Source organism: Mesorhizobium sp. M0408, assembly GCF_040321495.1.
Taxonomy (GTDB): domain Bacteria; phylum Pseudomonadota; class Alphaproteobacteria; order Rhizobiales; family Rhizobiaceae; genus Mesorhizobium.
Genome location: NZ_JAMYRO010000001.1, coordinates 291446 through 311858, shown reverse-complemented (window position 1 = coordinate 311858; position 20413 = coordinate 291446). Strand labels below are relative to the sequence as shown.

17 protein-coding genes are annotated in these 20413 nt (G+C 62.9%); 5 read left to right on the top strand and 12 right to left on the bottom strand.

Annotated features, from left to right (window positions below):
- Nucleotides 1-171 precede the first annotated feature (171 nt).
- From NKI67_RS01510 to NKI67_RS01500, 3 genes are read left to right on the top strand one after another with little or no spacing between them, the layout of a single operon-like run.
- Nucleotides 172-1140 (top strand): HlyD family secretion protein, encoded by a 969-nt coding sequence (locus NKI67_RS01510; protein WP_352644166.1) that lies wholly within the window; start codon nucleotides 172-174, stop codon nucleotides 1138-1140.
- Nucleotides 1137-2750: a DHA2 family efflux MFS transporter permease subunit gene (locus NKI67_RS01505; RefSeq protein WP_352644164.1), complete on the top strand. Its 1614-nt coding sequence runs from the start codon at nucleotides 1137-1139 to the stop codon at nucleotides 2748-2750. Before NKI67_RS01510 ends, NKI67_RS01505 begins: the two co-directional genes overlap by 4 nt.
- Nucleotides 2751-2810: 60 nt before the next feature.
- Nucleotides 2811-2978: a hypothetical protein gene (locus NKI67_RS01500; RefSeq protein WP_352448160.1), complete on the top strand. Its 168-nt coding sequence runs from the start codon at nucleotides 2811-2813 to the stop codon at nucleotides 2976-2978.
- Nucleotides 2979-2982: 4 nt separating this feature from the next.
- On the opposite strand, the gene NKI67_RS01495 is transcribed toward NKI67_RS01500, so the two are convergent.
- Together NKI67_RS01495 and NKI67_RS01490 are read right to left on the bottom strand one after the other, a co-directional pair.
- Entirely contained in the window at nucleotides 2983-3735 is a 753-nt protein-coding gene (locus NKI67_RS01495) for a metallophosphoesterase family protein (protein ID WP_023675466.1), read from the bottom strand.
- Nucleotides 3728-4540 carry a nucleotidyltransferase family protein gene (locus NKI67_RS01490; protein WP_352644162.1) on the bottom strand — a complete coding sequence of 271 codons (813 nt, stop codon included), beginning with the start codon at nucleotides 4538-4540 and terminating at the stop codon, nucleotides 3728-3730. The genes NKI67_RS01495 and NKI67_RS01490 overlap by 8 nt, the downstream gene beginning before the upstream one ends.
- A gap of 707 nt (nucleotides 4541-5247) precedes the next feature.
- Between NKI67_RS01490 and NKI67_RS01485 the strand changes: the two genes are divergently transcribed.
- On the top strand, nucleotides 5248-6111 hold the full coding sequence (locus NKI67_RS01485; protein WP_352620527.1) for a hypothetical protein: 864 nt from the start codon (nucleotides 5248-5250) through the stop codon (nucleotides 6109-6111).
- A 59-nt stretch (nucleotides 6112-6170) separates the two neighbouring features.
- On the opposite strand, the gene amaB is transcribed toward NKI67_RS01485, so the two are convergent.
- From amaB to NKI67_RS01470, 3 genes are all read right to left on the bottom strand, one after another.
- Complete coding sequence (amaB, locus tag NKI67_RS01480) at nucleotides 6171-7685, bottom strand: L-piperidine-6-carboxylate dehydrogenase (RefSeq protein WP_352644160.1); 1515 nt, start codon at nucleotides 7683-7685, stop codon at nucleotides 6171-6173.
- A gap of 183 nt (nucleotides 7686-7868) precedes the next feature.
- On the bottom strand, nucleotides 7869-9143 hold the full coding sequence (locus NKI67_RS01475) for an RNA polymerase sigma factor (RefSeq protein ID WP_352644158.1): 1275 nt from the start codon (nucleotides 9141-9143) through the stop codon (nucleotides 7869-7871).
- The gene (locus NKI67_RS01470; RefSeq protein WP_023675462.1) at nucleotides 9140-9514 is read right to left on the bottom strand and encodes a YciI family protein; all 375 of its coding nucleotides are present in this window, start codon (nucleotides 9512-9514) and stop codon (nucleotides 9140-9142) included. The genes NKI67_RS01475 and NKI67_RS01470 overlap by 4 nt, the downstream gene beginning before the upstream one ends.
- Before the next feature lie 327 nt (nucleotides 9515-9841).
- On the opposite strand from NKI67_RS01470, the gene NKI67_RS01465 reads away from it, so the two are divergent.
- Nucleotides 9842-10708 (top strand): serine hydrolase domain-containing protein, encoded by an 867-nt coding sequence (locus tag NKI67_RS01465; protein ID WP_352644156.1) that lies wholly within the window; start codon nucleotides 9842-9844, stop codon nucleotides 10706-10708.
- A 100-nt stretch (nucleotides 10709-10808) separates the two neighbouring features.
- Here NKI67_RS01465 and NKI67_RS01460 read toward each other — a convergent pair whose 3' ends face one another.
- From NKI67_RS01460 to NKI67_RS01430, 7 genes are all read right to left on the bottom strand, one after another.
- A complete protein-coding gene (locus tag NKI67_RS01460; RefSeq protein WP_352586619.1) occupies nucleotides 10809-11090 on the bottom strand; it encodes a helix-turn-helix domain-containing protein in 282 nt (93 codons plus the stop codon).
- Nucleotides 11087-11416, bottom strand: a complete 330-nt coding sequence (locus NKI67_RS01455; RefSeq protein WP_352644154.1) for a type II toxin-antitoxin system RelE/ParE family toxin — start codon at nucleotides 11414-11416, stop codon at nucleotides 11087-11089. Before NKI67_RS01455 ends, NKI67_RS01460 begins: the two co-directional genes overlap by 4 nt.
- Before the next feature lie 185 nt (nucleotides 11417-11601).
- The gene (locus tag NKI67_RS01450) at nucleotides 11602-12132 is read right to left on the bottom strand and encodes a dihydrofolate reductase family protein (RefSeq protein ID WP_352586615.1); all 531 of its coding nucleotides are present in this window, start codon (nucleotides 12130-12132) and stop codon (nucleotides 11602-11604) included.
- A 263-nt stretch (nucleotides 12133-12395) separates the two neighbouring features.
- A complete protein-coding gene (locus NKI67_RS01445) occupies nucleotides 12396-13517 on the bottom strand; it encodes a DNA topoisomerase IB (RefSeq protein ID WP_352644152.1) in 1122 nt (373 codons plus the stop codon).
- Nucleotides 13518-13635: 118 nt separating this feature from the next.
- Complete coding sequence (locus tag NKI67_RS01440; RefSeq protein WP_352448166.1) at nucleotides 13636-14520, bottom strand: transglutaminase family protein; 885 nt, start codon at nucleotides 14518-14520, stop codon at nucleotides 13636-13638.
- Nucleotides 14521-14527: 7 nt separating this feature from the next.
- On the bottom strand, nucleotides 14528-16939 hold the full coding sequence (locus tag NKI67_RS01435) for a circularly permuted type 2 ATP-grasp protein (RefSeq protein ID WP_352644151.1): 2412 nt from the start codon (nucleotides 16937-16939) through the stop codon (nucleotides 14528-14530).
- Between the two features lie 6 nt (nucleotides 16940-16945).
- Entirely contained in the window at nucleotides 16946-20317 is a 3372-nt protein-coding gene (locus tag NKI67_RS01430) for a transglutaminase family protein (RefSeq protein ID WP_352644150.1), read from the bottom strand.
- Between the last annotated feature and the right edge of the window lie 96 nt (nucleotides 20318-20413).

The following is a 20413-nucleotide window of genomic DNA, read 5'->3' as shown; positions in this document are numbered from 1 at the left end:
GAGCCTGTAAATGAAACCCGGGAGCAACCGGCCCCAGTTCGAGAATCTCGTGAGCGATCGGCAGAGCCCCGGCAGGAAAAACCCGACGGGAATGCCTCGCAACGAAAGGCCGGTCTGCTCGGCTTTCCCAGGCGCCATCCCTATGCGGCCGCAGCCATCGCGCTTGCGCTGTTGCTCGTCGCGGCAGGTATCGCGATCTGGTGGCTGAACGCTCGCCAGTACGAATCGACCGACGACGCCTTCATAGATGCGCGCACAGTGACGATCGGTGCGCAAATAGCCGGCCGCCTTACCGAGCTGGCGGTTACCGACAATCAGCATGTACAGGCGGGCGATGTCCTCCTGCGTGTCGACGACAGCGACTATCAGGCAAACCTGAAGCAGGCCGACGCCGGCGTCACCGCGGCCGAGGCCGAAATCGTCAATGTCGCCGCCCAGATCGAGGCTCAAAACGCAAAGGTAAACGCTGCCCAGAGGCAGGTTGCACAGGCCAAGGCAGCGCTGGATTTCGCCAAGGCCGAGGATCAACGCAATCGCGAACTCCTGGCCAGGGGCACGGCAACGCAGCAGCAGGCGCAGCAGGCGGCATCGACGCTGCGTCAGGACCAGGCCGCGCTGGACAGCGCCGAGGCCAATGTCGCCTCCGCAAAAAGCCAGGTTTCGGTCTTGCAGGCACAGGCCAGGAGCGCCGAGGCGCAGCTCGAGCAGGCAAAGGCCAGCCAGGAGCAAGCCCGCACGACGCTGTCGCGCACGACTATCACAGCACCCGCAGCCGGGCGCGCAACGAGCATTTCCGCCGCTAAGGGCACCTACGCCCAACCCGGCCAGGTATTGATGATGTTCGTTCCCGACGAGGTCTGGGTGAAGGCCAATTTCAAGGAGACGCAGCTCGATCTGATGCGGCAGGGACAGCCGGTCGACATCGACATCGACGCCTACCCGGACAAGTCCTTCCATGGCCGCGTCGACAGTATCCAGGCCGGCAGCGGCACCGCCTTCAGCCTCCTGCCGGCCGAAAATGCCACCGGCAATTACGTCAAGGTGGTGCAGCGCGTGCCGGTCAAGATCGTCTTCGACAAGCCGCCGGATGTGCTTCTCGGGCCAGGCCTGTCGGTGGTGCCGACGGTCAAGGTGCGATGAACGGCGAAACCACCAGAAATCAGGGCGAAAGCCGATCCGCCGCCGGGACACACAATCCGTGGCTCATCGCCGTCGTCGTCTCCATCGCCACTTTCATGCTGGTGCTGGACACCTCGATCGCCAATGTCGCCCTGCGCAACATCGCCGGCAGCCTGGCGGCCGGAATGGATGAAAGCACCTGGGTGATTACCACCTATCTCGTTGCCAACTCGGTGATCATTCCGGTCAGCGGCTGGCTGGCAAGCGTCATCGGCCGAAAGCGCTACTACATGCTCTGCGTGGCGACCTTCACCGTCGCGTCGCTGCTGTGCGGACTGGCGCCCAACCTGGAACTGCTCATCCTGTTCAGGGTCCTTCAGGGCCTCGGCGGCGGCGGCATGGCGCCAAGCGAGCAATCGATCCTTGCCGACACCTTTCCGCCTGAAAAGCGCTCGCAGGCCTTCGCGCTTTACGGCATTGCCGTCATCGTCGCACCGACGGTCGGGCCGACGATCGGCGGCTGGCTGACGGACCATTTCTCCTGGCACTGGATCTTCTTCATCAACGTGCCGTTCGGCATCCTGTCGCTGGCCCTGGTGCAATGGCTGTTGGTCGAACCGGACGTACTCGAACGCGAACGCAAGGAACGGCTGAAGGGCGGCCTGAAGATCGACGGGATCGGGTTCGTCCTGGTGGCGATTGCCTTGGGGTGCCTGGAGATTTTTCTCGACCGGGGCCAGCGCTACGATTGGTTCGCCTCGGATTTCATCACCACTTTCGCAGTGATTTCGGCGATCGCGTTCCTGCTGCTTATTCCATGGGAACTCAGTCGTAGCGATCCGGTCGTCGACATGCGCCTATTGTTCACGCGCCAGTTCGGCACGGCCTTCCTGGTCATGATGGCGGTCGGTGCTATCCTGTTCAGTACCACCCAGATCGTGCCGCAGCTGCAGCAGACGACATTTGCCTATACCGCGACGCTCTCGGGCCTTTCGATGATGCCGGGCGGCATCGCCATGCTGATCTTGATGCCGGTGTCCGGATTTGTAGGCAGCATCGTGCAGCCCAAATACCTGATCATGATGGGCATGTCGGTGGTCGCAGTGGCCCTCTGGCATATGACCTCGCTCACCCCGGACGCCAGCTTCCGCTTCTTTGCCTTTGCCCGTGTTTTCCTGATGGTCGGGCTGCCGTTCCTGTTCATTCCCATCTCGACCGCGGCCTATGTCGGCCTGCCCCCGCAGAAGACCAACCAGGCATCGGCGCTGATCAACGTTGCACGCAATATCGGCGGCAGCATCGGCGTCTCGCTGTCCAACACCGTCATTGCGCAAAGCTCCCAGATCCATCAATCGAATCTGGTCGGCCACACCGTGCAGTCGTCGCCCGCCTATCAGCAGGCGCTTCGGCAGGCGACCGAGCATTTCGTCGCCCAGGGTTCGCCGATGGTCGAGGCGAAGCAGCAGGCGATCGGCTGGCTTGGCCAGTTGATCGCCCGCCAGGCCACGCTGCTCGCCTATGTCGATGTCTTCCGCTACTGCGCGGTGGCAACCGCCCTGCTCGTTCCGCTTGCTCTGCTGCTGCGATCAAGCAAGTCGGGCAGCAGACAGGCGAATCCGGAGATGGGCTGACCAGAAGGCGGGAACCAGCTGACCCATTGCGTTGTTCTGCGCCAAGAGGAGATGATCACGATGGCCACTATTCCCACACCCGAGCCAATGCCGACCCCGGTGCCGCCGCCTCCCATCCCCGATCCCAAGCCCGTGCGTGAGCCGGACCCCGACAGGCTCCCCGACGAGGACCCCATTCCCAATCCGGATGAAAACGATATTCCGCCGAAGCGGGCGTTCAACATCTAGCCTATCAGATTTCGAGCACAGCGTAGGGGCGGCCGGTCGGCTTGGCGACATGCATGGCAACGTTATAGACCGACGCCCCGCCCGGTGTGCGGCCCTCGTAGGCGCCGCGATGCGCATGGCCATGCACCACCGCGCTGACCTGGAACCGGTCTATTGTCTCGGCCAGGCGTGACGAACCGAGAAACGGGAAGATCTCCAGCGGCTCGCCTTCGACCGTCTCGACGACAGGCGCGTAGTGCAGAACGACAAGCGTGCGTTTGGCGCGGACCTGCCGCATTGCGTTTTCAAGCCGCATCGCTTCGTTCACGCTTTCCGCCACCATTGACTTGATCGCCGGTTCGCCGAAGGAGCCGAGCATGCGCGATCCAAAACCGCCAACGAAACCCTTGACCCCGACGAACCCGACCTCGTGAATCTCCGTCGCCTCGCCGTCGAGCAGGTGAACGCCCGCCTGGCGCAGAATGTCGGTGACCTGCTCGACGGCGCCTGACTCATAGTCGTGGTTGCCAAGTACGGCGACGACCGGGATCGTGCAGGCACGCAGTTCCTCGGCAAGGATTTCGGCCTCCCGAGGCTTGCCGAGGTTGGTAAGGTCGCCGGTCAGCACGAGAACCTGGGCTGCACGCGACATCTCGCCGAAAAGATCGCGGTACGAGGCCTGGTCCTCCTTGCCGACATGCAGATCGCCAATGGCGGCGACTTTGAGTGCGCTGCCGTTTTCCGCCTTCGGCGAAGCAGTTTCGAGCTCGTCAGCCATTGCTATGTTCTCCTTCACCGCCGACGTCGGCAAAACCCCAGTCGTTGACGTCGATCTCATAGTCAGTTCGTGAAAGCATGCGCCCACGGCAGATTTTCATCCGGGAAGGTGGCAATTCGCGCTGCTTGGCCAGCCGGTCAAGCAGCTCGTCGAGCAGCCAGGCGGGCACGCGGCCCCGCTCCGTCGGATAGATCCATCGGAAGTTCAAGAGATGCATCAGCAGAACTTCCCAATGAACTTCCATGTAGGAAAGCAGCCTTTGCCAGTCGATCTGGTCGTGGGCCTTGAGGATGGTGTGCGCGACGTCGGCACCATCGTGGCGACCGCGGTCCTGGATGAAACTTTTGGACCAGATAAGCTCGGTGGGCCCGATGATCCGCACCTGGCTGCCCAGCAATTCGCCCTGACGGGCGTGCTCCAGCCACTGGTCGTCGACAGGCATTGTGCCGTTCATCGAGGCGAAAATGACGTCGAAAAAATGGGTGCCCTTGAACACTTTGCCGAGCCACCGGTCGTCCTCGACCACGACGGCGTAGCCGATCTGCTTAAAATGGGCGAGGATGCGCGGGCAGTCGCCGGCCTTGCAGAAAATGTCGAGATCCTTGGTCTGACGGATGATCCCGGTATAGGCGCTTACGGCATAGGTGCCGGCGACGAGAAAGGGGATGCCGGTCGCGACAAGTTCGCGGATCGCTTCGATATAAAAGACCTCCGCTTCGGCATTGCGAAGCGTCGGGGCGGCTTTTGGGTCGACCGACGGAACGGATGCCGGGATGGCGCTTTCCGGTGGAGGATCGATGATCATAGCAATGGCTCCTGGCCCGGCAGACCAGCAGCCGCCTGTATCTAATAGCCAAGCACGCCCGATGGTTCCCGCCGCGGCGTGCCACTACCGCTCTCGCCTGCTGCATCAGGCGGACACGCCGCCGTGGCAGGCCTTCGAAGCGGTCATGGTTGTCGGCTGCTGCGCGGCCCTAAAAGGATATGTGAGCGGTCATTTTGACGTCAAGATCGCAGCGCGGTCAGCCTCAAGCACGTCGAGGCGGAGTGGGCCCGCTATCGTCCTCGGGTTCGGAAAGGATTGGCTTCAACATGGTTCCCGAGCTGTCGGAGGCGCTGCGCACTCGGCGCAACAGCCACTTGAGCGCCCGTGGCCAGACCGACTCTGTTTGCCGGAAAGCTGCAGGCGGCGTGGCGAAAAGGCCATTCTCCATTTTGTAGTCCCTCACTGTCTCAGTCCAATCAGCGTTCTTCAACGAGCAAAGCTTGTGTTGGTTCCGCGTCGCCATCGGCGGGAGCACGGGCTGGACAGGCGAAGTCATCGTTGGTGGGTTCGAGCGGGCTGGCCCTCTGCAGCGAAATCAGTGGCCTCGGCGATCAAGTCGCGGAATTCAGCCCACTAGCCGGCGGGATTCAGCTCGTATCCTAATGCGTCGGCTCTGGACACGACCCGCGAAGGCTGAAATTGTGATCGGCATTTTCCAGTTGCAAATTTGGTTGGGCTCGGCGGGGATGGCGCTGGTTTCTGAAGACATTGCCAGCCATCCGGCACTGCGTCGCCATGTCCAGGCTCAGTCGCGGACGCTTCTCCAGACGTATGAAGCGAACCCGCGGCTGGCTTCCGTATTCGCCACGCAACAGCGTTGGCTGATGGCCCATATCGGCCTTGGCTTGTATTTCAATCGAGAGCCGGACGATCATCGCAAGGGACTTACGTCCGCACGGTTCATGGACGACATCTGCCGGCATTCGGTGGCCAGCCGCAACACCGCCGATGCCTTCCTGAAGGAGATGCTGCATTACGGTTTTATCCGGCATCTGCCGATTAAATATGGGCGCATCCGCCCGTTTCAGCCGACCGCGGGCACTCTGGAGACGGTTGCCGGCTGGGTCATGGCTCATCTGAAAACGCTGGACAGCCTGGATGGTGGATGTCGACTGGCTGCATTCGTCGCACAACCGGACGTACTCGCCAAACTGCAGCCACTGGTGGCCGACGGACTGCTTTCGTCGCATGCCGTGCGGCAGCCAAAACAGACTTTTTCCTTGTTCACCTGGCTCGACAATGGCGGCATCGTCATGGATTGGCTGATGTCCGGCGTCGACCCCGATCATGCCGACCTGGACCGAATCCCGACCGGTGTCGTCTCAATCGGGGATTTCGCGAACTGGCTCAAGCTTTCCCGCACTCACCTGTCACGCAAATTGCGCGATGCCGAGGAACTCGGCAGCATCGGCTGGTTGGGCCAGCGCGGTCACTCGGTCATGTGGGTGTCGAGCGAGTTCTATCAGGAATACATGACCGCCCAGGCGGTCAAGCTCGCCATCATCGATGCAGCCTTCGACAACTGTGTTGTAACTTCGCAAGCCAGCTGAACGGCGAGCCGACCGCCGTCGTGGCAGCCTTGGCGCCGCCGCGACGAAGGTCTGGCATTTCAATCGATGTCGAACGACACGCCCTGCGCAAGCGGCAGCGCCTTGGAATAATTCACCGTGTTGGTAGCGCGCCGCATATAGGCCTTCCAGGCATCGGAGCCGCTTTCGCGGCCGCCGCCGGTTTCCTTCTCGCCACCGAAGGCACCGCCGATCTCGGCCCCTGACGTGCCTATATTGACGTTGGCGATGCCGCAGTCCGATCCATCGACGCTAAGAAAGCGCTCGGATTCCTGCAGGTCGCGGGTAAAGATCGAGGATGACAGCCCCGCTCCCACCGCATTGTGTTCTTCTAGCGCGATGTCGAAGTCCGAATATTTCATCACATAGAGGATGGGCGCGAAGGTTTCCTCCGTCACCGGCGAAACCTGCCGCGGCATTTCGACCAGCGCCGGACGCACATAGTAGGCCTCGGGGTGACCGTTCTCGACCCGCATTCCGCCGGTTATCTTACCGCCATGCGAAGCCGCCTCCTCCAGCGCCTTCTGCATATTCTCGTAGGCAGCCTTGTCGATCAGCGGGCCAACCAGAGCGCTTGTCTCCAGCGGATTGCCGACCGAGACGCTCTCATAAGCCTTCTTCAGGCGCGGAACGAGCTGGTCATAGACGCTCTCATGCACGAACAGGCGCCTGAGCGTCGTGCAGCGCTGGCCGGCCGTGCCCATGGCGCCGAAGGCTATAGCGCGGAGCGCCATGTCCAGATCGGCCGTCGGGCAGACGATGCCGGCATTGTTGCCGCCGAGCTCCAGCACCGCACGGGCAAAGCGCTTCGCCAGCCGTGGGCCGACATCCCTGCCCATGCGTGTCGAGCCGGTGGCCGAGACCAGCGGCACCCTGGGATGATCGACCAGGATCTCGCCGACGGCGCGATCACCGATCAGCACCGGCGCCAGGCCCTGCGGCGCGTCCGTGCCAAAACGCTTTACCGCGCGTGCAAAAATCGCTTCGCAGGCGAGCGCCGTCAGCGGCGTCTTCTCGGACGGTTTCCACACCACCGCGTCGCCGCAGACCAGCGCAAGTGCCGCGTTCCACGACCATACCGCCACCGGAAAGTTGAAGGCCGAAATGACGCCGACGACGCCGAGCGGATGCCAGGTCTCCATCATGCGATGGCCGGGACGCTCGGTGGCGATGGTCAGGCCGTACAATTGCCGGGAAAGACCGACGGCGAAATCGCAGATGTCGATCATCTCCTGCACTTCGCCAAGACCCTCGGACGGGATCTTGCCGACCTCGATCGATACCAACCGGCCAAGCTCGGCCTTGTGTGTGCGCAATTCCTCGCCGAGCAGCCGCACCAGCTCTCCACGCTTGGGAGCTGGCACCTGCCGCCACGCCAGGAAAGCTTTGTGGGCATTGTCGATGGTCGTTGCCGCATCGGCCGGCGAGATGGTGTTCAGCGCGGCGATCTGCTCGCCGGTCACCGGGCTGCGCACGATAAGATCGCCGCCCGTAAGCGCGCGCTCGGCAACGCCCAGTTTCGCCAGAAGCCCGGCCGTTTCCATCGCAATCGTCATTTTTATCCCTTTCAGATGCCGTCGCTTATATGGCGTCGGCCCAAACTTTTCGCCATACCGGTTCCCTGCCGGTCGGCATACCAGGCGCTGTCATGGCGTGGCATTACGCGTTTCAGGGAGAAATCGCCACCCCGGCATGGTCCAAGCCGGCGTCCGACTGTTGAACCAGCCAGATAGAGCGAATCAGTGTGCCGTCTTGGCGGTTTCCGGCACGGCGCTTTCTTTCATCAGCCGGTCGATATGCATGCGGATATGCGCTGCCTCGGCGGCCGTGTTGGCAAGCGCGATGGCGCGGTCGAAAGCGACGCGCGCCTCCTCGCCGCGGTCAAGCTGCATCAGCAGTCCGCCCTTGAGGCCGAAGAAATGGAAATAGCCGGAAAGCCTTCCCTCCAGCGGCTCGATCATGGCGAGTGCGGCTTCCGGTCCACGCACCTTGGAGACCGCGACGGCGCGGTTGAGCGTCACCACCGGCGACGGCTGCATCTGCTCGAGCAGGCCGTAGAGCAGGTCGATCTCGTTCCAGTCCGTGTCCTCGGGCTTTTCCGCCCGCGCATGCAGTGCGGCGATCGCCGCTTGCACCTGGTAGGGACCGGGCTTGCGATGGCGCAAGGCCTTATCGACCAGCGCCAGGCCTTCATCGATCATCTTGCGGCTCCACAGGCTGCGGTCCTGGTCTTCGAGCAGCACGATCTCGCCGTTCTCTTCGAAGCGAGCCGGCGAGCGTGCATGCTGCAGCAGCAACAGCGCCGTCAGCCCCATGATCTCCGGCTCGGTCTGGAACAGCCTGAGCAGCAGCCGGGCCAGCCGGATCGCCTCTTCGCAAAGCGGCGCACGCGCCGAAGCCTCGCCGCTGTTGCTGGAATAGCCTTCGTTGAAGATCAAGTAGACCATGGCGGCGACGGCGGCGAGCCGTTCGGAGCGCTCGACCGCTCCCGGCGTCTCGAACGGCACCCCGGCGTCGGCGATACGCGCCTTGGCGCGCGTGATACGCTGCTCCATTGCGCTTTCACCGACGAGGAAGGCGCGGGCGATCTGCTTGACCGTCAGGCCGGAGACGATGCGTAACGCCACCGCGATCTGCTGTGTGGCCGGCAGGTCGGGATGGCAGCAGATGAACAGCAGCCGCAAAATATCATCGCGATAATGCGCCCCGTCCAGCCGCTCGGCGACGTCGCTCTCGGCATCCTCCAGATCGGAGATCTGGTCCTCCTCCGGCAGCGGCGCCTGCTTGGCGCGCTTGCGCACCGCATCGATGCCGCTGTTGCGGCCGACGAAGATCAGCCAGGCTGCCGGATCGCGCGGAGGACCGTTTTTCGGCCAGTTGTTCAGTGCCCTCAGGCAGGCGTCCTGGAATGCTTCCTCCGCCGCGTCGAGGTCGCGGAAGTAGCGCAGCAATGCCCCCATCACCTGCGGGCGAGCGGTGCTGATTGCTGTGCTGATCCAGGCGAGTTCGGTCATGCGGAAACCTTGGCGGGATTGAAGAGCGAGACCGGCCGGATTTCATAGGAGCCGCCGCTCGGGTTGACCTCGGAAAGCTCGCGCGCGAAGTCGACGGCCTCATCGAGGTCGGCGCATTCGAGCGTGTAGAAGCCGAGGAACTGTTCCTTGGTTTCGGCAAACGGGCCGTCGATGACCACCGCTTCGCCCTTGATCTTCCTCAGCGTCGTCGCCGCCGTCGTCGGCAAGAGCCGCGCCACCGGGCCAAGCCGTCCCGCCTGGGCATATTTTTCCTGCACGCCGAGGAGTTTTTCCATGACCGCATCATCCTGCTCCTTGCTCCAGGAGCAGACGACGTCTTCAGAGGCATAGCAGAGGATCGCGTAGAGCATGGGTCGTCCTTTTCTCTGTCAAAGGACGAAACACTAGGACCGATCCCGACACCGCGTCGACAAAAAAATACGCTCCGTCCGGTGTCCCAGCCCCTAACTGAAATGTGGAATGCTTTCTGCTGCAAAAGTCGGTCGCATAACTTCGAATTTTTGCGACTGACTTTGCGGCAGGAACTTCCCTGAAAATTCAACGCCATCGATTTTGTCGCAAAACTTAGGAGTTTCGCGACACCGGAATCGATGCAATCGAGAAGTTGATGAACGTCGGATTCTCTCCAAAGAGCGGACGGTTCTCGCGTCGTCATCCCAGGCTGCCTATGATGCGGCATGGAAGCAAAAGTGTTCATTCGTGACGATGGCGAAACAGACGCAACGGGGGTTACGGATTCGATTCCATGGTGGAGCTTTACGAAGACGGCGCTCTCGGTTGCTCTGTTGCGCCTGTCGGAACGCGGCAAGATCAACCTCGACGAAGCTGTCGAGGGGAAATCTTTCACACCTGCCCAACTCCTACAGCACGAGGCGGGGTTACCAGACTACGGTTCCCTTCCGGCCTACCACGCCGATGTTGAAGCGGGTCGTTCGCCGTGGTCTGTTGATGACCTGTTGAATGCAGTCGAAGCGGATCGGCTGCGATACGAACCCGGTCAAGGGTGGGCCTATTCGAACATCGGCTACCAGGAGGTCGCCCGATTGATCGAGGAGGCAACGAATGTCCCTCTTTCCGAGGCTCTTTCCAACCTCGTATTCATCCCTGCCGAACTCGCCACGGCCCGGCTCGCCCTCACTCCGGCTGATTTAGCAGACGTGCAGATGGGCGACGCGATCGGCTACCATCCGGCCTGGGTCTATCACGGATTGGTTGTCGGCACGGCGATGGATGCGGCCCGACTTCTTCGCCATCTACTCGCCGGCAATTTGGTCGACGGGAACGCGCTGTCCAGAATGCTCGAACACAGGCCGCTCCCGCAATTCCGCTCTGAACTCCATCCCGATCCAGCATACGGATTGGGGCTGATGCTGCGGGCAACGAACCCGCTCGCCCATCCCATCGGTCACAGCGGAAGCGGTCCCGGAAGTCGAATTGCCGTCTATGGGCAGCAGGGGAGAACATGCGTCGTTTGGGCAACCGCCGCTTCAAGCACCATTCCCGAGGCGGAAGTTTTCCGTGCCTTGGAAAACGGCGGCTTTTGACACCCCCACCCGAAGCCGATCGGCCGTTTTCCAACCTTCCGCGATCTTGCCGTATCGCGAAATTCCCGATTGAAGCGACAAAATAACCGGCAAATGCCGATTAGGCAGATTGCAGAACGCGCATTTCAACATGCAGTCCGGCCGCGACCACCATGTTGACGAGGGTGTCGAGGGCGAACAGGTTGATCTTACCGCGCAGGAGATCGGACACGCGGGGCTGCGTCACGCCGAGATGGCGCGCGGCTTCGACCTGCGTCCAGCCCTTTGCCCGGATATGCTGTTCCAGCGCCATCATCAGTGTGGAGCGGAGCTTCATGTTCTCTGCTTCGGCGGGGGTGTCTTCGATGGCGTCCCACACGCTTGCAAAAGTCTCGTTGCTCATTGGCCTAACTCCTTCATCCGATCGCCGTAGCGTTTCGCCGCCAGGTCCAGATCCATTTTGCTGGTCTTCTGCGTTTTCTTCTGAAAGCAATGCAGCACGTAGACCGCATCGGCGACTTTGGCGATGTAGATCAGCCGGAAGGCGCCGGCTTCGTCCCGAATCCTGATCTCCTGCACACCCTTCCCGATTGTCGCCATTGGCTTCCAGTCGGTTGGAGGTTGCTCATTCTGTACCTTGTCGAGCTGGTAGCCCGCTTCGCGCCGTGCCGAGTTCGGGAAAGCGCGCAGATCATTGAGGGCGCTGCCCCGGAACTTGAGCATTTTCATGCGGCGACTATACAAAAATTTGTATAGTCGCCGCAAGCCTCTTTTCTTCGGGCTGCATCAAGGGCTACTTGTCACCTTGCCGCACCCAGATATGGATGCAAATAGTGCAAAAGTCAGGATTTTCGCGACACGAAGACAGCGGCTTTCGACCTCGAAGCGGCCATGACGGTCGGCGCAATCCGTGGTCAGGCAGGAACGTAAGTCAACCTGATGACCTCCCCGCCGACCCGATCGCTGGCCACAAGGCGGAGCGGCGGCCGAGGACCGGTGAAGAAGGGCTTGCCGTGACCAAGCACCACTGGGTGAAGGTAAAGACGGTATTCGTCGATCAGACCTAGGTCAGTCAGGCTTTGCGCCAACTCCGGTCCGGAAGCGGAAATCTCCCCTGTAAGCTGGGTCTTTAGCCCGCGTATTGCCACCTCGACGTCATCCATGACAAGCGTTGCGTTAGGGCCGACCGACTTCAACGAGCGGGACACGACCCATTTCGGCTGGCTTCGCCACGCCATCGCGAAGTCGCGTTGCTCGGGGGTCCACTCAGGATGGTTGTCATCCCAATAGCGCATGACTTCATACATGCGTCGACCGTAAATGCTGCCTGTCAGGTCGCGGACGTGGTCGATCCAATGACGAAAGAGAGCAGGATCAGGTCCAAATTCCTGATGGTCGACATAACCGTCGAGGGAGAGGTTCATTCCAAAAACGAGCTTCGCCATGCCGTAAGTTTCCGTGCCGGTCAGGGTATGATGGCCACCCTACTGCGTCATTCCTTTGTCGCGAAAATCCCGATTAAAGCGACAGTTTTGCGATTGAATTTTGCGACGCCGCAAAATGGGACATTTTGCTACAATCGGGTGCGCAGAATGCCGCACGAGGATATTTTCGGCAAGAAGATCGCCCAGCACACCAATGCTGCAAACGGATTCGGCACCTCTATCTGCTTGGTTTCCACATTTCGGTTGAGAGGTGGGTCCCGGCGTCAGCCCTCTCTTGCCTTCAGCCATCTCAAGACCAGGGCCTCCTCGTCGTCGAGCCCGGCGATCGAGCGCTTGCCTTTGTTGGCATCCGCCATTTCGTCCAGCAGCCGTCCTTCGGACCAGGCGCGGAACACTTCCGGATGGATGTAGCATTGGCGACAAACCGCGCGTGTGTTGCCGAGCCGATCGGCAACCTTGTCGATGACACTGTTCATCACCCTCTTTTGCTGCGCCTGGCTTTCCGGACGTTCGGTTTGCGCAAACAGCGACGCCGCATGGATGGTGCCGCCCCAGGTTCTGAAGTGCTTGGAGCTGAACTCCGCTCCGGCGTTCTCCCTGATATAGCGGTTGACGTCGTCTGAGCGCACCGGATGCCTGTTTCGGTCCTCGTCGAGATACTGGAACAGTTTTTGGCCCGGCAGGTCCTGCGCTCCACGCACGACCTTGGCAATCCGGCGATCGACAAGCTTCAATCTCCATTCCTTGCCGGATTTACCGATGAAGGCAAAGCGCAGGCTCGAGCCCTTGATGTCGACATGGCGGTCACGCAGCGTGGTCAGCCCAAAACTCTTGTTGTCGCGGGCATAGGCGGCATTGCCGACACGGATCATCGTGTTGTCGAGCAGCCAGACGATAGCCGCAACGACGCGTTCCAGCGGTAGGCCGTGACGGCGCAAATCGACGTCGATCTGCCGCCGCAGTTCGGGCAGGCTTTCGGCGAAGGCGATCAGGCTCGAATATTTGACGCCGTCACGCTCCTCCGCCCAGTGCGGGTGATAGCGGTATTGTTTGCGTCCGCGCTGGTCCCGACCGGTCGCCTGGATATGACCATCGGGGTCTGGCGAGATCCACACATCCGTCCAGGCCGGTGGAATGGCGAGCGCCTTGATGCGTGCCAGCGCCTCCCCGTCGACAATCCGCCCGTCGGGTCCTTTGTACGAGAACCCTTTGCCCGAACGCAGCCGGCGAATACCGGGTTCAGTGTCGGTGACATAGTTGAGCGAGGCCCGAACGGCCGAGGCTTGCGCGCCGTTCTCCAGCGCTCCGTTCTGCGGCACCCCGTTTTTTGGTGCAGCTTTCCTCACAGCCGATTGGCCAGACGACGACCCGGATTTGTCCAGCATGTCCTCTCCACGGAATTTCCGTAGATAAGCCGCTTGCCGGCTGCGGGTTCCAACGCCTCTTGATCTCTTGGTTCCAGAACAGCCTATCGACGTCGCCGTGCAACGAAGACGTGCGTCGTCACGCCTTTTCGAGCACGACCGGAATGACGTCGACCGCCTGCTCGCCGACCTGTCCACCAGTGGTTTTCAGCACGCCGACGATCGGCGCCACATCGGAGTAATCGCGGCCGTAGCCGACCGTGATATGGTCGTTGCTTGCCCGCATGCCATTGGTCGGATCGAATTCCTGCCAGCCGGCATCGCGCCCGCACCACACCTTGACCCAGGCGTGCATGGCGTCGGCGCCTTCGAGCCGCGGCTTCCCGCGCGGCGGGATGGTGCGCAGGAACCCGCTGACATAGCCCGCGGGAATACCGAGGCCGCGCAGGCCGGCGATCATGATGTGGGAAAAATCCTGGCAGACGCCGCGCTTCAGGCCAAAGGCGTCGCTGGCCCGCGTCTGCACGGTGGTCGCCTCGCCGTCATAGGTGAAATCGCGGTGAATGCGGTTGCACAGAGCCATGGCCGTGCCGACTGTCGAACTGCCGGCACTGCCTTTCGCATAGGCAGTGATTGCCGCGTCGATGCCGGCATGATCGCTGGCGGCCAGAAAGTGATGCGGCGAAGCCGGCGCCAGCGAGTGCACTGCGCCGAGTTCTTCCCTCAGCCGGCGTATGTCCGGCGATACGTCGAGCCCGGGTTCGGGCCGCGACACTGAAACACGCGCGCTCATCCTGATGTCGAGCGCATCATGCGCGTCACGAAAGGCGATCGAGGTGACACTGTTGCCGAAAAAGTCGGAAAAGTCGGAACGTTCGCTGGGCGCCGGCACAAAAGACAGTGAAGCGGCGATGACGCGCTGCACGCCAGGGATGGTCGGCGGCAGCACGCGCACCTGATGGCGGCCACCGCCGGCCGCCGCATCATAGTCGTAACGCAGGTGAAGCCTGATGTCGTAGAGCATGCTGTCTCTACCCGAAATAGGCTTTGGCGAGGCTGTTGTAGAGCCCGCCGATTTCATTGGCGAGATCGCCGAGGGCCTTGGCCGTCATGTCCGAGGGCTCCTTGATGGCGATCGACGTGTTGAGCTGCAGGATTTCCTTGGCCGCCGGCGACATATGGCCTTCAGCGCCGACAGCGGGCAGCAGCGCGATTTCGGCTTTCAGCCGTTCGAGCTGGAAAAGGATTGAGCGCGGGTTGAGCGGATCGAGCGCCAGAAGGTCGACCACCGTGCGCCGCCCCGCCTGCACCGGATATTGCCGACGGTGCGTCATGACGCTGTCGCCGATCTCCAGCATCATGTCGAGCGCGCCTTCCGGCGCCTGGGCTCCGGTCAGCCGGGCGAGCGTGCGGGCGATCTGGATGCCGCGTTCGAGCCTGCGGCCGATTTCCAGGAAACGCCAGCCGGCAAAGCGGTACATGTTCTCGTGCAGCAGGCCGGAAAACCCGGCCAGCTTGCGCAGGATGACCGTCATTGCCCTTGTCGCGTCGTCGCCCGGCGCCACTGTCGCGGCAAATTGATGGATGGTCTTCGACAGATCCTTCAATGCCAGCCAGCCATCGGGCGAGAAGCGGTCACGGATCTGCCCGGCGCTGTAAACGGCGCTGTCCAGCGTGCCGATGAGCCCCAATGGGATTGCCGTCTCGACGTCGATGCCGAACGGCGCGAGATAGTCGCTGATATCGGCGAGCAGCGGCATCTCGGGATCGGATGTCTCGGCCAGCCGCACATGGTAGGCGCGCAGGATGCGCACCGTGTCTTCCGACCGCTCGATATAGCGGCCGAGCCATGTCAGGTTCTCAGCCGCGCGGCTGGGCAGGCTGCCGGGCAAGGTTCGGGTGAAGCTGTCGTGCTCCTGCGGCAGCAGCGTCTCGCGCTCGACCGGCCTGTCGCTGACCACCCAGACATCCGCCGCCTGGCCGCCGCGCTGCATGGCGATGGCGGTCGGGTCGAGCGAGAAGCCGACACGGGCAAAGCCGCCCGGCATCACCGTCCAGCCTTCCGGCGTCCGCGCCAGATAGACGCGCAGGCTTGCCGGCCGCGGCTCCAGCCAGCCGCCGACATAGACAGGCGTGGTCGACAGCGTCACCGCTTCCTGGCCGACGAAGTCGCCGCCGTCCCGTTCGATCCTGGCGACGAGTTCGGCCCGTTCCTCGATCGACAGCGCTGACCCGAGCTTGGTCGAGCCGTCGTCCTCGAAGGCAAGCCGCGTCGACAGCGCCGGGCCGATCACCATGCTATCGATATTGGCGAGCACATGCTCACGCTCCGTCTCCTGCCCGCACCACCATGTCGCGACCGTCGGCAGCAGCAGTTCCTCATTGCGCAGGGCGCGCGAAATCTTCGGCAGGAAGGCGAGCAGCGCGCGCGTCTCCATCAGGCCGGAACCCAGTGCATTGACGGCCGAAACCGCCCCTTGCCGGACCGCTTCGACCAGCCCCGGCGTGCCGATCTGCGAGTCCGGCCGCAATTCAAGCGGATCGGCAAAGGCGGCGTCGAGCCGCCGCCACAAGACGCTCACCGGCATCAGCCCCGAAACCGTGCGCACCATCAGCCTGCCGCCCGAGACGGTCAGGTCCTCGCCCTCGAGCAGCATGATGCCGAGATAGCGGGCGATATAGGCATGTTCGTAATAGGTTTCGTTCAGCGGTCCCGGCGTCAGGATGGCGACACGGCCGCCGGCTTGCTTGGCCATGCCGATCAGCGCGTCGCGGAAGCGACGGAAGAAGCCGGCCAGGCGGTGCACATGCATCTCGCCGTAGATGTCGGACAGCGCCCTCGTAGTGGCGACGCGGTTCTCCAGCGCGAAGCCGGCGCCCGACGGCGCCTGTGTGCGGTCGCCAAGCACCCACCAGCGGCCGTCCGGGCCACGACCGAGCTCGAAGGCGCAGAAATGCAGGAAATGGCCGCTGGCCGGCCTGGTGCCGACGACCGGCCGCAAATATTCGGGGCTGGCCGCGATCAATCCGGCCGGTAGAATGCCTTTCTCGACCAGCCGGTTCGGACCGTAAATGTCGGCGATGGTCTCCTCGAACAGATCGGCGCGCTGGACCAGGCCGGCGCTGATACCAGCCCATTCCTGCTCCTCGATCAGCAGCGGCACATGCGCCAGCGGCCATTCCCGCTCATTGGCGCCGGCCTTGTCGTAGACGCGGTAATAGACGCCGGCATCGCGCAGGTACTGGTCGGCGCGGGCGAAGCGCTGGGCAAGCTTTTCCGGACCCAGGTCCTCCAGCGCCTCGATGAAGTGCCGCCAGGCCGGCCGCGGATTGCCCGACGCATCGACCATCTCGTCGACGACGCCGTCGATCGGCTGATAGTGCTCCAGCAGACTGTGGGTCTGCGGCTTGCTGCGCAGCCTTTTGTGATTCCCCTTCGCCATGGCTGATCAGAGTCTTTGCGGCCGCCGAAGGTCAAGGGTCATCGGGAAATCTTCAGAGGCTTCTTCGTTGCGCAGCACATAGCTGGACGGCGTATGGCCACGTGGCTCGAAGCGGGCGAGCCGCCGCGCCTCCGCTTCGTTGCCATTGACCGGGAAGGTGTCGTAGCTGCGCCCGCCGGGATGTGCCACATGGTAGACGCAGCCGCCGACCGCGCGGCCCGACCAGTGGTCATAGATGTCGAAGACCAGCGGGGTGTTGACCGGTAGCGCCGGATGCAGGCCCGACGCCGGCTGCCAGGCCTTGAAGCGCACGCCGGCCACCGCGATCTCGCGGTTGTCGGTCACCTTCATCGGCACGACGCGGCCGTTGCAGACGACGGCGTGACGCTCCGGGTTGAGTCCCTCGGTCTTCACCTGCAGCCTTTCGACGGAGGAATCGACAAAGCGTACGGTGCCGCCGATCGCGCCTTGCTCGCCCATCACGTGCCACGGCTCGAGCGCCTGCCTGAGCTCCAGCTTGACGCCGGCATGCTGGACCTCGCCGCAGAACGGGAAGCGGAATTCGAGCTGGGCGTCGAACCATTCCGGACGGAACGCAAAGCCGTTCAGCTTGAGGTCGTCCAGCACGTCGAGAAAATCCGCCCAGACATAATGCGGCAGCATGAAACGGTCGTGCAGCGAGGTGCCCCAGCGCACGAAGCGGCCGTCGAGCGGGTTCTTCCAGGCCCGGGCGATGATGGCGCGCACCAGCAATTGCTGCGCGAGTGACATGCGCGCATTGGGCGGCATCTCGAAGCCGCGGAATTCGACCAGCCCGAGCCGGCCGGTCGGCCCGTCCGGCGAAAACAATTTGTCGATGCAGATTTCCGAGCGATGCGTATTGCCCGTCACGTCGGTCAGAAGGTTGCGGAACAGCCGGTCGACCAGCCACGGCAGGGGTGCCGCGCCCTTGTCCGGATGTGGCACCTGCGCCATCGCGATTTCGAGTTCGTAGAGCGAATCGTGGCGCGCCTCGTCGAAGCGCGGCGCCTGGCTGGTCGGGCCGATGAACAGGCCGGAGAACAGATAGGATAGCGACGGATGCCGCTGCCATTGCAGCACCAGGGTCTTCAACAGGTCGGGGCGGCGCAGGAACGGACTGTCATTGGGCGTAGCGCCGCCGACGACGACGTGGTTGCCACCGCCGGTGCCGGTGTGGCGACCGTCGATCATGAACTTGTCGGCGCCAAGCCGCGTCTGCCGCGCCTCTTCGTAGATCGCCGTGGTCGTCGCCACGCAATCCTGCCAATTCGCGGCGGGGTGGATATTGACCTCGATGACGCCGGGATCGGGTGCCACACGGATGACATTGAGGCGCGGATCGTGCGGCGGGCCGTAGCCCTCGATATGCACCGGCAGTCCGATCGCCCTTGCCGCGTTCTCAGCCGCCGCCACCAGTTCGAGATAGTCCTCCAGCGCCTCGACCGGCGGCATGAACACACAAAGCCGTCCGTCGCGCGGCTCGACCGAAAGGGCTGTGCGCACGGCGCCGCCGATCTCGGTAATCTCCTGTTCGACGCGGTCCTGCTGGCCGGTAACGGCCGTAAAGGATACCGCCTGCTGGCGTCGCGCCATCCCGTCGGCGCCCTCCAGTTCGGCCGCAGCGGGCGACGAAGCAGAACCGGGCAAGATCGCCTCACGCGCCGGCAATGGTCCGCGCGGCAGCGATGGATCGACCGGGACTATGTAGGGGAACTGCGCCGGCGGCACATAGGGCAGCGTGCCGAGCGGCAGGCGGTAGCCGACCGGCGAATCGCCGGGCACCAGAAACAGCCTGCCGCGCCGCGTCTTCCATTTCTCCGAGCGCCAGCGCGGTCCGGAAGCCTGGCTGTTCCAGCGCTGGACGGGCAGCACATAGCCCGACGGCTTGGTCAGCCCGCGTTCGAACACCCGCGCCATGCGGCTGCGCTCCTCCGGATCCTCCAGCTTCGAATTGGAAGGATCGACGTTGTCAGGCAGCTTGCCTTCCTTGAGCAGCCACTCGGCCGGATCCTCATAGGCTTCGCTGACCATCGTCTTGTCGATGCCGAGTTCGTCGGCGATCGCCGTCAGCAGGCCTTCGGCCTGCTTCGGTCCGACATCCGCCTCGCTCTTTTCATGCGCGATCAGCGACGGGTCGCTCCACACTGGCTCGCCGTCGGTGCGCCAGTAGAGCGAGAAGGTCCAGCGCGGCAGGCTTTCGCCGGGGTACCATTTGCCCTGTCCGTAATGCAGGAAGCCGCCCGGCGCGAAGCGTTCGCGCAGCCGGCGGATCAGCGCATCGGCCTTTTCGCGTTTGGTTGGCCCGACGGCGGCGGTGTTCCACTCTGCAGCCTCGAAATCGTCGATCGAGACGAAGGTCGGCTCGCCGCCCATGGTCAGCCGCACATCGCCGGCCTGGAGCGCGGCATCGACCTGGACCCCCAGCGCGTCCAGCGCCTGCCAGCTCTCGTCGGAGAACGGCTTGGTAATGCGCGGATGCTCGGCGATGCGGTCTACCCGCATGTCGAAGCCGAACTCGACATTGGCGAAGCTCGCCATGCCGGAAATCGGCGCGGCATTGCGGAAATGCGGCGTTGCCGCGAGCGGCACATGGCTTTCGCCGGTGAGCAGGCCGGAGGTCGGGTCGAAGCCGATCCAGCCGGCGCCCGGCAGATACACCTCGCACCAGGCATGGAGGTCAGTGAAATCGGTCGCCGTGCCGGGCGGCCCGTCGAGCGCAACGAGGTCGGGTTTGAGCTGGATCAGGTAGCCGGAGACGAAACGCGCGGCGATGCCGAGGTTCCTCAGTATCTGCACCAGGAGCCAGCTGGAATCGCGGCACGACCCCTTGCCGGCGGCCAGCGTTTCCTCGGGCGAGAAGACGCCGGTTTCCATGCGCACGATATAGGCGATCTCGCGCTGCAGCCGCGCATTGAGGTCGACGACAAAATTGACGGTGTTGGTCGGGTGGCGCGCGAGGGTTTTCAGGAATGCCTCCAACAGCGGCCCCGCCGGTTCCGGCGTTCGGTAGATGGTCAGATCGTCCCGGATCTCTTCGGGGTATTCGAACGGAAACGTCTCGGCCGACGGTTCGACGAAGAAATCGAACGGATTGTAGACCGTCATGTCGGCAACGAGATCGACCTCGATCTTCAACTCCGTCACCGGCTCGGGAAAGACGAAACGGGCAAGGAAATTGCCGTAGGGGTCCTGCTGCAAATTGACGAAGTGGTTTGCCGGCCCGACCTTCAGCGAATGGCTGAGCACTTTGGTGCGGGAATGCGGCGCAGGCTGCAACCTTATGACTTGCGGGCCCAAGACGACCGGCCGGTCGTATTTGTAGTGGGTCAGGTGATAGACGGCTGCCAGAATTGCCATGGTGCCCCTGAAGTCGGCGTTTCAAAAGGAGTTCGCTGAACCCTGACACGAATGCTGACCATTCTCCAAGCAGAGATGTTGCGCTGCACCTAAATT